The organism is Paraburkholderia tropica, assembly GCF_914484835.1.
Taxonomy (GTDB): Bacteria; Pseudomonadota; Gammaproteobacteria; order Burkholderiales; family Burkholderiaceae; genus Paraburkholderia; species Paraburkholderia tropica_A.
In genome coordinates, this window is the sequence record NZ_CAJZAR010000028.1 from 1 (window position 1) to 13413 (window position 13413).

At 63.5% G+C, this 13413-nt stretch carries 12 protein-coding genes; 1 reads left to right on the plus strand and 11 read right to left on the minus strand.

Annotated elements, in window-relative coordinates:
• From LDO54_RS02085 to LDO54_RS02135, 11 genes are all read right to left on the minus strand, one after another.
• Positions 1-186: hypothetical protein (locus LDO54_RS02085; protein ID WP_224005455.1), on the minus strand; the 186-nt coding region annotated here is incomplete at its 3' end.
• Complete coding sequence (glgX, locus tag LDO54_RS02090) at positions 183-2363, minus strand: glycogen debranching protein GlgX (protein WP_224005458.1); 2181 nt, start codon at positions 2361-2363, stop codon at positions 183-185. The genes glgX and LDO54_RS02085, both read right to left, overlap by 4 nt.
• Before the next feature lie 201 nt (positions 2364-2564).
• Positions 2565-2885, minus strand: coding sequence for an antibiotic biosynthesis monooxygenase family protein (locus LDO54_RS02095; RefSeq protein ID WP_224005461.1), 321 nt, complete (start codon positions 2883-2885; stop codon positions 2565-2567).
• A 169-nt stretch (positions 2886-3054) separates the two neighbouring features.
• Positions 3055-4719, minus strand: a complete 1665-nt coding sequence (locus LDO54_RS02100) for an ABC-F family ATP-binding cassette domain-containing protein (RefSeq protein WP_224005464.1) — start codon at positions 4717-4719, stop codon at positions 3055-3057.
• A 106-nt stretch (positions 4720-4825) separates the two neighbouring features.
• Positions 4826-5158, minus strand: a complete 333-nt coding sequence (locus LDO54_RS02105; protein WP_224005467.1) for a hypothetical protein — start codon at positions 5156-5158, stop codon at positions 4826-4828.
• A 185-nt stretch (positions 5159-5343) separates the two neighbouring features.
• Positions 5344-5568, minus strand: coding sequence for a hypothetical protein (locus LDO54_RS02110; protein WP_224005470.1), 225 nt, complete (start codon positions 5566-5568; stop codon positions 5344-5346).
• 273 nt (positions 5569-5841) lie between these two features.
• Positions 5842-6045 carry a cold-shock protein gene (locus LDO54_RS02115; protein ID WP_224005473.1) on the minus strand — a complete coding sequence of 68 codons (204 nt, stop codon included), beginning with the start codon at positions 6043-6045 and terminating at the stop codon, positions 5842-5844.
• Between the two features lie 340 nt (positions 6046-6385).
• Positions 6386-7702 (minus strand): c-type cytochrome, encoded by a 1317-nt coding sequence (locus LDO54_RS02120; RefSeq protein WP_224005476.1) that lies wholly within the window; start codon positions 7700-7702, stop codon positions 6386-6388.
• Positions 7703-7715: 13 nt separating this feature from the next.
• Positions 7716-9494, minus strand: coding sequence for a GMC family oxidoreductase (locus tag LDO54_RS02125; protein WP_224005479.1), 1779 nt, complete (start codon positions 9492-9494; stop codon positions 7716-7718).
• 6 nt (positions 9495-9500) lie between these two features.
• Positions 9501-10232 carry a gluconate 2-dehydrogenase subunit 3 family protein gene (locus tag LDO54_RS02130; protein WP_224005482.1) on the minus strand — a complete coding sequence of 244 codons (732 nt, stop codon included), beginning with the start codon at positions 10230-10232 and terminating at the stop codon, positions 9501-9503.
• Positions 10233-10449: 217 nt separating this feature from the next.
• Entirely contained in the window at positions 10450-11985 is a 1536-nt protein-coding gene (locus LDO54_RS02135; protein WP_224005484.1) for a methyl-accepting chemotaxis protein, read from the minus strand.
• A 405-nt stretch (positions 11986-12390) separates the two neighbouring features.
• Between LDO54_RS02135 and LDO54_RS02140 the strand changes: the two genes are divergently transcribed.
• Positions 12391-12987 (plus strand): ester cyclase, encoded by a 597-nt coding sequence (locus LDO54_RS02140; protein ID WP_224005487.1) that lies wholly within the window; start codon positions 12391-12393, stop codon positions 12985-12987.
• Positions 12988-13413: the final 426 nt, after the last annotated feature.

A 13413-nucleotide genomic window follows, 5' to 3' on the forward strand; every position in this document is an offset into this window, starting at 1 on the left:
GACGAGGCGCGCGAGCGGCGCGCCGAGCAGCGCGTCGGCGGTGGTGCCCGCGAGCGCGCCGCAATTGGCGCTGAGCTGCACGATGCGGCCCGCGTCGTCGAGGCTCGCGAGATAGCCGTGCGGCTGGATGCTGCCGGGAACGTGGATCGGTTCGCGTGCGCAATCGGTCTGCGGATTCACGCTCATGCGGTGAGGTCCTCTTCGAGCCGCTCGAACACGCGTCTGGTCGCGCCGCGCGCGTGCAGCGCGAACAGCAGCAGCGAGCGGCCCGTGACCTGATAGACGTCGCCGGCCTCAAATTCGGGTAGCTCGTCGCGCACGGGCATGTTGGTGTCGATGAGGCAGCTCCACTGGTCGTTGCCGGGCACCGAGGGCAGCGTGAAATCCACCACGTCGTGATAGGCGTTGAGCACGATGAGCATGGTCGCGTCGGAGGCGAGCCGCATGATGCCGCTCGTCTGCGAACGTCCATCGATCAGCATGCCGAAGCATCGCATCTGCGCATCGCTCCATTGTTCCGCTGTGAGCGGCACGCCCGCGGGCGAGAGCCATTCGACGTCGGTGACGCCGAGCATTTCGTTGTGCTCGCCCGTGAGAAAGCGGTTGCGGCGCAGCACCGGCAGCGCGTGGCGCAGCGTGGTCAGCTTGCGCACGAATTCGGCGAGCGCGCGGCCTTCGTCGCCGATGCCGTTCCAGTCGACCCAGCTGATCGCGTTGTCCTGGCAGTAGGCGTTGTTGTTGCCCTGCTGCGTGCGGCCGAATTCGTCGCCGGCCAGCAGCATCGGCGTGCCTTGCGACAGCAGCAGCGTGGCGAGGAAATTGCGTTTCTGGCGCTCGCGCAGCGCGCGGATTTCCGCGTCGTCGGTCGGGCCTTCCACGCCGCAATTCCACGAGAGATTGTCGCCGTGGCCGTCGCGGTTCTCTTCGCCGTTGGCCTCGTTGTGGCGCTCGTTGTACGAGACCAGATCGTGCAGCGTGAAGCCGTCGTGCGCGGTCACGAAGTTGACGCTCGACCACGGACGGCGGCCGCGCCGGTTGAACTTGTCGCCCGAAGCGGCGAGGCGCGTGGCGAGCTCGGCGGCCTGGCCTTCGTCGCCTTTCCACCAGGCGCGCACGGTGTCGCGGAAGCGGTCGTTCCACTCGGCCCAGCCCGGCGGAAAGCCGCCAACCTGATAGCCGCCCGGGCCGCAGTCCCACGGCTCGGCGATCAGCTTCACGCTCGCGAGAATCGGGTCCTGGCGGCAGCTGTCGAGAAAGCCGCCGCCTTCGTCGAAGCCATACGGTTCGCGCCCGAGAATGGTCGCGAGGTCGAAGCGAAAGCCGTCGACGCCCATTTCGAGCACCCAGTAGCGCAGGCTGTCCGTGACCATCTGCAGGACGCGCGGATGCGAGAGATTGAGTGTGTTGCCGGTGCCCGTGTCGTTGATGTGATAGCGCGGCTCGTCGGGCAGCAGGCGGTAGTACGAGGCGTTGTCGATGCCGCGAAACGACAGCGTGGGACCGAGTTCGCTGCCTTCGGCGGTGTGGTTGTAGACCACGTCGAGCAGCACTTCGAGCCCCGTCTGATGCAGGCGATCGACCATGTTCTTGAACTCGTCGATCGAGCCGTGCGCGCCGACCGAATAGCGCGGGTCGGGCGCGAAGAAGCCGATCGTGTTGTAGCCCCAGTAGTTCGTGAGGCCGCGTTCGAGCAGATGCGAGTCGTTCACGAAGGTGTGGATCGGCATCAGTTCGACCGAGGTCACGCCGAGTTCGCGGATGTGTTCGAGCACCTTCGGATGCGCGAGGCCCGCGAAGGTGCCGCGATCGTCTTCGGGCACGTCGGGGTGGCGGATCGTGTAGCCGCGCACGTGCGTTTCGTAGACGACCGCGCGTTCGCGCGGCACGCGCTCGCGCAACGGATGGTGCCAGCTGAAGGTCTGATCGACGACGCGGCAGCGCGGCACGTAGCGCGCGCTATCGCGTGTGTCGAAGGAGAGGTCGGCGTCGGGGTGATCGAGTGTGTAGCCGAACACGGACGGATGCCATTTGAGCGCGCCCACGTGCGCCTTCGCGTAGGGATCGAGCAGCAGCTTGTGCGGATTGAAGCGATGGCCCGCCTGCGGTTCGTAGGGACCGTGCACGCGGTAGCCGTAGATCGCGCCCGGCTGCAGGTCGGGGACGAAGACGTGCCAGACCTCGTCCGTGTATTCGGGCAGCACGATGCGTTCGATTTCGCGCAGGCCGGTGACATCGAACAGGCAGAGTTCGACCCGGGTCGCGTTCGCGGAGAACAGTGCGAAGTTCACGCCGCGTCCGGTCCAGGTCGCGCCGAGCGGGAACGGCTGGCCTTCGGCGATGGCAGTGGCGGTCTTCTTGCTCATGGGCTCTCGTGGAGGGGGCGCGGGAGGGGCGCAGTGAGGGAAGCAAGGTCCGGGCCCAGGTGGACAAGGCGGCGTGGCGCGTGTGGGCGGGGAGTTCGGCGCAGTGTTCGCGCGTGTGTGGCCCCGCTTTGTGTAAGTTTGGCCGGGTGGCTGTGAAGTTTTCACCCGATTTTTCCGGGCGCGTGCGAGGCGGCGCTCGCCTTACTTCACGGTCTGGATGACGTCGAAGCCTTCGAATTCCGGGTGGCTCAGGTACAGCGGGCGGCTCTCGCCTGCATTGCCCGCGTTGCGGTGCGCGGCGCGGAAGGCGTCCGAGCGGGTCCAGGCTTCGAACGCTGCGTGGTTCGCCCAGATCGTGTGGCTCGCGTAGAGCGTGTGGTCGTCGCGTTGCGGGCCTTTGAGCAGATGGAACTCGATGAAGCCCGGGACGGTTTTCAGATGCGTGTCGCGGTTTTTCCAGACTTCTTCAAAGGCGGATTCGGAACCGGGCGCGACTTTGAAGCGGTTCATGGCGATGTACATGAGGCGGGCTCCTCGGTTTTGGGTTGGGTGTGCCTTTTCGATTATAGGGTTGTGAGGAGGCGGGGCGCTGTTGCATGACCGGGCCTGTTTTTCCCTGCAGCGACAGAGAAAAACAGGCACATCGGATACTGACGATCGAAATCCCGCGCGGAATCTCAGATGACGATGTTTACGCCGCGTCGGCCTGCTCGCGCATACGACGCGCTTCGTCGCGCAGGAACTGCTGGTAATCGTCGAGATCGCCGTCGAAGGGTTCGACGCCGCCCTTGGTGACCAGCCAGAATTCGTCGCAGACGGCGCGAAGCAGGGCCCGGTCGTGACTGACCAGCATGACCGTGCCTTCGAATTCGTTGAGCGCCATGGCGAGCGCTTCGCGCGTGGCCAGGTCGAGGTGGTTGGTCGGCTCGTCGAGCAGCAGCAGGTTGGGGCGCTGCCACACGATCATGCACAACACGAGGCGCGCCTTTTCGCCGCCGCTCATCGTGTGCACCGCCTGATGGACCGTGTCGCCGCTGAAATTGAACGTGCCGAGGAAGGTGCGCAGCGATTGTTCGGTGCCGCTCTGGCCGGGCGCGCGCATGTGCGGCGGCGTGTCCCGGGCGAGGCGGATCATGTGTTCCATCGGCGTGTCTTGCGGACGCAGCACGTCCAGCTCCTGCTGCGCGAAATAGCCGATGTTCAGGCCCTTGCCTTCGCTGATTTCGCCGGTAATCGGCGTCAGCGCGTGCGCGATCGTCTTCACCAGCGTGGACTTGCCCTGACCGTTCGCGCCGAGAATGCCGATGCGCTGGCCGGCCAGCACGGAACGATTGATGCCCTGCACGATGACCGTGGGCGGCGTGCCCGGCACGGCGTCGTCCGGCGCGGGATAACCGAAGCTCGCGTCCAGCATCGACAGCAACGGGTTCGGCACGTTGAGCGGTTCCTTGAACTCGAAGGTGAACTCCGCTTCCGCCAGCACCGGCGCGATCTTCTCCATGCGTTCGAGCGCCTTGACGCGGCTCTGCGCCTGCTTCGCCTTCGAGGCCTTGGCCTTGAAACGGTCGATGAACTTCTGCAGATGGGCGATCTTGTCCGCCTGTCTGGCGAGCGCGGCCTGCTGCAACTCGAGCTGCTCGGCGCGCATGTCTTCGAACTTGCTGTAGTTGCCGCCGTAGCGCACGAGCTTGGCGTTGTCGACGTGCACCGTCACCTGCGTCACCGCATCGAGGAATTCGCGGTCATGGCTGATCACGACCAGCGTTCCCTGATAGCGCTTGAGCCACGCTTCGAGCCAGACCAGCGCGTCGAGGTCCAGGTGATTGGTCGGTTCGTCGAGCAGCAACAGATCGGACGGGCACATCAGCGCGCGCGCCAGCTGGAGTCGCATGCGCCAGCCGCCGGAGAAGCTGTTGACCGGCTGATCGAGCTGCGCGGCGGTAAAGCCGAGTCCGAGGATCAGCGCCTGGGCACGCGCGGGGGCGTCGTGCGCGCCGGCGTCGTGCAGGGCCATGTAGGCGTGCGCCATGCGCATGCCGTCGTCGCTGGCTTCGGCGGCGGCGACTTCGGCCTGGGCAGCCAGCAGGGCCGTGTCACCCTCGACCACGAAGTCGGTCGCGCCCTGCTCGGTCTCCGGCATGTCCTGCGCGACCTGGCCCATTCGCCAGGCAGCGGGAATCGAGAATTCGCCGCTGTCTTCGTGCAGCGTGCCGTTGAGAAGGGCAAAGAAGGACGACTTGCCGGCGCCGTTGCGGCCGACAAGACCGATCTTTTCGCCTGGGGTGAAGGTGACGGACGCGCTGTCGAGCACGACCTTGACGCCGCGGCGCAGCGTGACATTACGGACGGAAATCATAAGAAGCTACTTCGGAGAGGAATGGCATGATAGCCGACCAGGCGTGCGGGGCCGTCTTTTTTGCGTCGTCCGCGTTGTGCGGCGCCCAGCCGGCTGAGCTTATTCCTCAGTCCAAAGCCAGATAGCCCGGCATTTGCGGCCGATACGCGGCCTCATCCCACTCTGCTTCCACGACGGACGTGAAATCGGTGGTTTGAAGCGCCGCGGTGTCCGCACCGGCAATCGGGCGTTTGCGCATGGCCTGACTCAGGATGTGAGCCGTGTGCCGGTAAAAGAGTTCGAGTTGCCGCGCATCCGATGCATGAGGCGCCAGGCCGAAAACAGCCTCGAGCGCCCGGCGTGGGAGATGAAAACGCTGAAGTCCGCGAATCACGCGAACCTGAAACACGACCCCGTCACTGTTGTGAGGGATTGCAGCCCAAACCAGCGCACTGCCCATAACTTGCCCCCATTTGGCTACAAACCTGATTCAACGTTCGTTGCCCAATGATGGCTCTCTAAAAATCCATTTCAAAAATGCGCACGCCGGATTTTGCATTTTCACCACACGCGGGGTGAAATTTGATTGGCGCTTAGGCGATTGCGCTCGCCTGGGCGCTAATCACGGGCCACGGGGACGCGGCTTTATCCGCGCGTGTCGACCCAGTGGCGTGCCCAGCGTGTCGAATGCTCCAGCGCCTGTTCTTCAGTCGCGAAGTAGTCGAGCGAATAGAACCGGTAGCTGGTTTCGGCTTGCGCGCTGTTGGTGCGCTCGAGCAGCAGATTGGAGGAAAAGCAGCCGTCGGGCAAACGATGTGCGGACGGTTGGACGGCATAGCCGTTGTATTGATGAATGTGTTTGTCTTGCATTTTAATTTTATTGATGTCCGAACGCGCGTGTGCCGTGAGAACGTGCACAGGCGAGCCGATTCAAGCCATTGCGAGCCGAATCTAAAGCAGTCGGAAAGCTAAAAAGGCGTAGTCGCCGAAGGGGAGAATGAGGTGCAACGAGGCGTGTGGCGTCGGGCAAGCTGCCGGATATAAGGGGCAGCCAGATGCGATCGCGCCAACTTGGGGAGACTGTGCTCCGCGAGGGTGTCGCTGCAACCCGGCGTCCGTGTCGGACGCCGGGTCCTTCAAACTTTAGATCGGCTTGATGTTCGCCGCTTGCAGGCCCTTCGGACCTTGCTTGGTTTCGAAGCTCACTTTCTGGTTTTCAGCGAGCGTCTTGAAGCCGTCGGTCTTGATCTCGGAGAAATGTGCGAAGAGATCGTCGCCACCCTTGTCCGGGGTGATGAAGCCAAAGCCCTTGCTGTCGTTGAACCACTTAACGGTACCGGTTTCCATGAAATTACCCTTGAGGAAAAAATACGAAGATTCACTCTTTTAAAGAGAGCGTGTGCGAAGCGACAAGGAGGGAATGGACCACGAATACCGCTGGGAAGCGAGCAATTGATGAACAGCAATCGAACTTCTTGACCTTCGACCGCCACACTAACCGTGCGGGTGGGTCGGCGTCAAGATTTGATTTGTAACTGTTTTGTTATGCGGACGCTGAGTGGCGGGTTTGGTGGCGGGGAATGTGGCCCTGATTGGCTGCGCGGTTCATTGCGCGTGGGGCGCTGTGGCGGAACCGGCAAACCCCTGGGGTTTGCCGGTGTTTGCTGCTCGTTTTACGACTCAGCCCTTACCGCTTCGCCTCAATACCCATCTGCGCCCGAACGCGCTTCACATCGTCCGCGCTGACCGCGCTCGCATGATTGCCCCACGCCGAGCGCACGAAGGTCGCGAGTTGCGCGATTTCGTCGTCGTCGTAGCGCCATGCGAACGGCGGCATCGCCAGCGGGGCCGGAGCCGATGCCGTCGACGGCAGGCGCGAGCCCGCGAGGATCACCGCGATCAGCGAGTCGGGATGCTCGGCGAGCACCGACGGGTTACCCGCGAGCGACGGGAACACGCGTGCCGCGCCTTCACCGTTCTGGCGGTGGCACGCCGCGCAGCTATCGATGTAGATGCGCGAACCGATGTCGTTCGCATGGCCCGTCATGATCGCCGTGAGCGTCGCGTCGTCGGCCTTGTACGCGGGCGCGGAAGCGTCCGTCGAAGCCGGCGTCAGGCTCTTGAGGTACACCGCGATCGCGTGCAGGTCGGCATCGGTCAGATGCTGCGTGCTGTGCTCGACCACTTCGCCCATCGGGCCCGTGACGGCCGAATGTGCGTTGCGGCCCGTCTTCAGCAGCGCCACGATGTCCTCTTCCTTCCAGTCGCCGAGGCCCGCGCCCTTGTCGCCGCGCAGATTGACCGGCGCGCTGCCGTCGATCTTCGCGCCGCTCAGGTAGCGTGCGCCCAGGCCGCTCAGGTCCACTTCCTGGAAGCCCACGCCGCGCGGCGTGTGGCAGGTGCCGCAGTGCGCGAGGCCTTGCACGAGGTACGCGCCGCGATTCCATTCGACGCTGTGCGCGTCGTCGGACTTGAAGCGTGTGTCGTCGTGGAAGACGCGGTTCCAGTACGCGAGCGGCCAGCGCGCGTTCAGCGGCCACGGAATGTCCGAGGGCGTGTTCGGCTGCGGCGAGGCGGCGACCTGGTTCGTGAAGTACGCGTACAGGTCCTTCAGATCCGTGTCGCTGACCTTCGCATACGACGTGTACGGCATCGCCGGATACAGATGGCGGCCCTTCGGCGTCACGCCTTCGCGCATCGCCAGCACGAAGTCGTCGAAGCTCCAGTCGCCGATGCCGTGTTCCTTATCGGGCGTGATGTTGGTCGAATACACGGCGCCCAGCGGCGTCGCGAGCGGCACGCCGCCCGCGAACGGCGCGCCGCCCTTGGCGGTGTGGCAGGCCATACAGTCGCCCGCGCGGGCGAGGTATTCGCCGCGTGCGGCGTTGCCCGGCGCGGCGAGCGCCTGCGGGTCGATGGTCACGGCGGGCTTCGAGTGGCTGCCGGCCCACAGGCCGCCCACGACCACCACGACCGCGACGAGTGCTACAGAAAGTTTGCGCATGTCGTGTGGCTCCTCAAACCTGGACCATCGGGCCGGGGTTCTTCAAATAACGCTCGCGGATATTCGCGGCGGCCCAGTACGCCAGACCGCCGACGAGGCCGGTCGGGTTGTAGCCGATGCCGTGCGCGAACACGCTCGCGCCGAGCACGAACACGTTCGACACGTCCCAGCTTTGCAGGTACTTGTTGACCACCGAGGTCTTCGGGTCGGCGCCCATCGACGTGCCGCCGTTCACGTGCGTGCTCTGATACGCGCGGGTATCCCAGTGCGCGCCCGGCTTCAGGATGCGGCCCGAGATGCTCTTCGGGTTCATCTGCCTGCCGATCTCCATCATCTTGCCGGCCACGTATTCCGAAGCGCGCAGGTCGTTGTCCTGCCAGTCGAGCGTGATGCGCAGCAGCGGTTCGCCGTAAGCGTCCTTGTAGGTCGGATCAAGGTCGGCGAAGCAGCCGCGATACGCCATGTTGCTGATCTGCGATTCGATACGGCCCGTGTGCAGGAAGTTATCCGCCACGGCCTGTTTCCATTCGCCGCCCCACTTGGGCGTGCCCTTGGGCAACGGAATGCCGCGCACCGGACCGTTGCCGGTCTGACGACCCCAGATGATGCCGCCGCCGATGAAGCCGAGCGAGCCGTGATCGAAGTTGTCCGCGTTGAACTCTTCGATGGCCTGGCCGCCGCCGCCCGCGCCCATGAACTGGTTGATGTAGACGTCCTTGTCCCAGAACATGTTGACGCTGTTGAGCACCTGGTAGCAGAAGTTGCGGCCCACGGTGCCTTCGCCGGTATCGACGTTGTACGGCGTGCCGATCTTCGACGACAGCATCAGGCGGATGTTGTGCAGCTGGAACGCACCGAGCACGACCATGTTGGCCGGCTGGAATACTTCGTTACCCTGAGCATCGATATAGGTGACGCCGGTGGCCTGCTTGCCGTCCTTGTCGAGTTCGACGCGCAGCACGTGCGAATTCACGCGCAGTTCGAAATTGGGCTTGCGCAGCAGCGCCGGAATGATCGCGGTTTGCGGCGAGGCCTTCGAGTAGTTCAGGCAGCCATAGTCGCTGCAGAAGCCGCAGAAGTTGCACGGGCCGAGCTGGCAGCCGTACTCGTTCGTGTACGCGCCCGAAGCGTTGCCCGCGGGCAGCGCGAACGGCTTGTAGCCGAGTTCGCGCGCGGCCTTGGCGAACAGACGTCCGGTCGGATGATCGGGCAGCGGCGGCAGCGGGAATTCACGCGAGCGATACGCTTCGAACGGATTGCCGCCTTCCTGCGGCTTGCCCTTGATGTTGCCGGCGCGGCCCGAGGTGCCGCACACATATTCCCAGCGGTCGAAGTGGGGTTCGAGTTCGTCGTAGGTCACGCCCCAGTCTTGCAGCTGCATGCCTTCGGGGATGAACTTCTCGCCGTAGCGTTCCTTCACGCGGCTATAGAGACGCAGTTCTTCCGCCGTCACGCGCGACTGCACGCCGGACCAGTGCGTGCCCGCGCCGCCGACGCCTTCGCCCGGCTTGAACGAGCCGATCTGACGATAGGGCAGGGCGGTGTCGTTCTTCGTGTGACGCGTGGTGACGGTGGTCTTCGCGAGATTCTGCAGCAGCGCATTGCGCGCCGAATACTTGATTTCGTCGACGATCTGCGGATACGCGAAATTCGGAATCGTGTCGCGGCCGTCGCCGCGTTCGAGCGCGACCACATCGAGGCCTGCGCTGCACAACTCCATCGCCATGATCGAGCCGGTCCAGCCGAAGCCGACGATCACGGCATCCACGGCCTTCTTTTTCACTGTTGCCATATTCTTTTAACCTCGCTTTCCGTATTGGCTGACCGGGCCGTACGGATACGGTTTCGATTCGGTGACCCACTCGACGTAATCCGCGCGCGCGCCCGGATAGCCGATCATCTTCCACGCGGCCATGTCCTTGTTGCCGCCGTACATCGGGTCGCCGAAGAAGCCTTCCATGGTGTTCTTGAGCAGGAAGCCGCTGAAGAACGACTTGACGTTGAAGTCGTCCTCGATCTTGCCGCCTTCGACATCCTTCAGGAATGCGATCTGTTTTTCCTTGTCCAGCTGCGCGAAGGTCTTGCCGCCGAAATGGGCCTTGCAATAGGCGTCGATCGCGCGGATGCCGAGGCGATATTGTTCCTTCGGCGTGAGCTTCGACTGATAGCCGAACTCGGGCGCGCCCTTCTGGAAGGGGCCTTGCATGTACCAGCGCGAAGCGTCGCCGTAACCGGTTTGCAGTTGACGGTCGATGTATTGCGGCACGCCCAGTTCGACGGCGCCGGGACCGTTGTGATCCTTCGGGATCAGGCAGTCGCACGCGGCGTTCACGAAGGCCCATTCGTCGGGCGTGAAATAGCCGGGCTGATAGTTTTCCTGCGCGGGGGTGTCGGGCGGAGGCGCGGAGCGCTTGATGTCGTCCGCGGTGGGACGCAGCACGGCGGAGGCCGTGCCGACGGCGGCGACGGGCACGATCGCAATCGATCCTTTGAGGAACGAGCGGCGGCCCGCCTTGTCAGGCGATGTCATGAGAGGGGGACTCCAGCGAGTGGCGTGTGGGGTGCGTGCAGTCGGCGGCGTGGCGGTGCAGCGCTGCGCAGGCCGCGATGACGCGCGTGTGTTGCTAGTGGGTGCTGCCTGGTTACTGCGTGGGTGTTGCCTGGTTAAAACGAAGCGGATGCGTTGAATCCGGCCGATCCGGCGGCGCGCGTTTCCCATCCCTCGAAAACGCGCCCGCCTGAACGCGTCAAGCGACGCGGAAGATCTGCACGGTGCTGCTGAGCTTGGTCGACTGCGTGTCGAGCGCCTGTGCGGCGGCGGTGACCTGCTCGACGAGCGCGGCGTTCTGCTGCGTGACTTCGTCCATCTGCGTGACGGCGGTGTCCACCTGCTCGATGCCGCTTTGCTGCTGCTCCGAAGCCGAGGCGATCTCGTTCATGATCGCGGTGACACGCTCGACGGCCGTGTGCAGTTCCGACATCGTCGCGCCCGCCGACGACACGAGGTTCGTGCCGTGCGAAACCGTCTCGACCGAGTTGGCGATCAGATCCTTGATTTCCTTCGCCGCCGCCGCCGAACGCTGTGCGAGCGAGCGCACTTCGCTCGCCACGACCGCGAAGCCGCGGCCCTGTTCGCCGGCGCGCGCCGCTTCCACGGCTGCGTTGAGCGCGAGAATGTTGGTCTGGAACGCGATGCCTTCGATCATCGCCGTGATGTCGGAGATCTTGCGCGAGCTGCCTTCGATCTCGTCCATCGTGGTCACGACCTGCTGCACGACTTCGGTGCCGCGCGCCGCGACGCTGGCGGCGGTCTGCGCGAGGTCGCTGCCGGTGCGGGCGTTGTCGGTGTTCTGCTTCACCGCCGAGGTCAGTTCGTTCATGCTGGCGGCCGTTTCCTGCAGCGACGCCGCCTGTTCTTCGGTACGCGCGGACAGATCGATCATGCCTGCCGCGATCTGGCGCGTCGCCACCGACACCGACTCGCTGCCCGAGCGCACCGCGCCCGTCACGCCGCCGAGTTCCTTGCGGGTCTTTTCGATGCTTTCGAGCAGCGTGCCCATTTCGTCGTTGCGGTTGGCGCGCACGGTCTGGCTCAGATTGCCGCCCGAGATCTGCGCGAGGCTGTCGAGCGCGTAGTTCAGCGGCGTCATGATCGCGCGGCTCAGCATGATCCAGCCGAGACCGGCGGCCACGAGGCCGAGCACGACCATCACGGCGCTGATCGTCGAGAACATGTAGAAGTTCGATTCAGCCTGCTCGTAGCGCGTTTTCGCGTTCTCGTAGAGATGCTTCTTGACCTCGTTGTTCGCCGCGCTCATCGCGCTGTAGAGGTCGGAGAGCTGCGTCATCGCGATGTTGTCCGCCGTTGCCTTGTCGCCCGATTGCAGCGCCTTCGTGAAGGCCGAGACGGCGTCGCGCATGTTGGTGCGGCGCTCGGTGGTCTTCTCGATCAGCGGCAGCTCGTCCGGCTCGTGCGGCATCTGCTGGAACTTGGTCCACCACTCGTCGGAGTTCTTGAAGAAGCCCGCCGCGCGTTGCAGCTGGTCGGGGACCGTGGGCGCTTCCGGATGCAGCGCCACGCGGTCGAGCACGAGACGCGTGCGCGCGATGTAGATCTCCGCGTTGTCGATCGCCGTGGATTCGGCGAGCTTGTTGCGGTAGGTGTCACGGTTCGCGCTGTTCGCCTTTTCCGTGCTGATGAAGCCCAGCACGCCGGAAACGGTGAGCAGGGCGGCGAGAAGTGCGAAGGTTAGCGCGATACGCGCTCTTATCGTTAGTGTCATGCGTCTGTACCGATTTGACCAGGGAAGACGTGGCGCGACGAGCTAGGGATGCGGCGGCTGATCTGTCGCGGGCGTCTCCTCCTTATCGACATTCGTCTGACCATATTTAGGGCAAATCTAAAATATTTTTAAGGAACTACTGAAATCCCTTTGAAATCAGGCTGTAAGGAAATGCGGGGAACGACCGTGGCACGCCGGGCAAGGCTTCCAGACGGTGCAAACGTTGGCGAATGGTCGTGCAGGTCTTGCCGAGTCTTTCGCTATCTTTCTGAAAGATTTGAAAATCCTTCAACGAGAGCGCCAATTATCAAAGGCTGCAGGGGTACGCAGAATGACGTCATGGCAGCGCGAGAAACGCCTCGCGGCTCAGCCACCGACCTCTATCCGCCGACTCTGGAGCCCATCATGAAAACGTCCCTTCGCTTTGCTTCCGCTGCGCTTGTTGCTGCTGCCGTTGCCGCTTCGCTCGGTGCCGCTACGCCCGCCTTCGCCGCGACCGGCGAACTCGCGCAGCCGCACGAACTGATCGTCGACGGCAGCTTGCCCGCGCAACAGCGCGAGCAGCAGATTCATGCCGCGCGTCTCTACGACACGTTCTGGAGCACCGGCGACGAAGCCCAGGCGCGCGCCGCGCTGGCGCCGGACTTCACGGACCGCACGCTGCCCGCCGGACGTCCGCAAGGCGTGGCGGGTCCGCTCGCGGCGTCGAAGGTTTTTCATGCAGCGGTGCCCGACGTGCACGCCGACATCGAGCAGATGGTGGTGGCCGGCGACCGCGTGGTGACGCATCTGCACTTCACGGGGCATTTCACCGGCACGTTCAACGGCGTGCAGGGCAAGGGCCAGCCGGTGGATTTCATCGCGACGGATATCTACCGCATTCGCGACGGCAAGATCACCGATAACTGGCATCTCGAAGATAACCTCACGTTCTTGCAGCAGGTTGGCGCGGTGGGGCGGTGGGGAAATAACGGCAAGTCGTCGCGAGGCGAAATTGGCTAATGCCGATGCTGGTTCGCTTTAACGCAATGCTCAATGCGATTTAACTCGCATTGAGCATTGCTTCATTAAGATCGTGCGTGAGGTTTTAAAGAATATCGGAGAATAACCGCTTTAAGCGAGCAATCCGTATTCCCGGATGTATACGCAAAACCCCTTGCGGAATGCATCGCCATGAACACTGCGCCGCGCCGCCTGTGCATCGATTCCGCATGACTTCGCGCGTAATAACTACTGAATTCGATTTAAATCGCATCGTGTCAGGCAGCTCTTACTGGCTTTATTCTCGTTGCATCCGCAATCTGTAACAAAATGTAATTCCATTAAAGGTAAAGTGACATTCTTCGTATAAATTCCTTGTCTAGTTCGTTTTTCTTCCCCGTTTTCCGATGTGGTCCGTACAAGCGGAACGACATGCAGGAGCAAGGT

Coding starts and splice junctions, on each gene's coding strand:
- glgX (WP_224005458.1), bottom strand. CDS start 2,363: ATGAGCAAGAAGACCGCCACTGCCATCGCCGAAGGCCAGCCGTTCCCG.
- LDO54_RS02095 (WP_224005461.1), bottom strand. CDS start 2,885: ATGTACATCGCCATGAACCGCTTCAAAGTCGCGCCCGGTTCCGAATCC.
- LDO54_RS02100 (WP_224005464.1), bottom strand. CDS start 4,719: ATGATTTCCGTCCGTAATGTCACGCTGCGCCGCGGCGTCAAGGTCGTG.
- LDO54_RS02105 (WP_224005467.1), bottom strand. CDS start 5,158: ATGGGCAGTGCGCTGGTTTGGGCTGCAATCCCTCACAACAGTGACGGG.
- LDO54_RS02110 (WP_224005470.1), bottom strand. CDS start 5,568: ATGCAAGACAAACACATTCATCAATACAACGGCTATGCCGTCCAACCG.
- LDO54_RS02115 (WP_224005473.1), bottom strand. CDS start 6,045: ATGGAAACCGGTACCGTTAAGTGGTTCAACGACAGCAAGGGCTTTGGC.
- LDO54_RS02120 (WP_224005476.1), bottom strand. CDS start 7,702: ATGCGCAAACTTTCTGTAGCACTCGTCGCGGTCGTGGTGGTCGTGGGC.
- LDO54_RS02125 (WP_224005479.1), bottom strand. CDS start 9,494: ATGGCAACAGTGAAAAAGAAGGCCGTGGATGCCGTGATCGTCGGCTTC.
- LDO54_RS02130 (WP_224005482.1), bottom strand. CDS start 10,232: ATGACATCGCCTGACAAGGCGGGCCGCCGCTCGTTCCTCAAAGGATCG.
- LDO54_RS02135 (WP_224005484.1), bottom strand. CDS start 11,985: ATGACACTAACGATAAGAGCGCGTATCGCGCTAACCTTCGCACTTCTC.
- LDO54_RS02140 (WP_224005487.1), top strand. CDS start 12,391: ATGAAAACGTCCCTTCGCTTTGCTTCCGCTGCGCTTGTTGCTGCTGCC.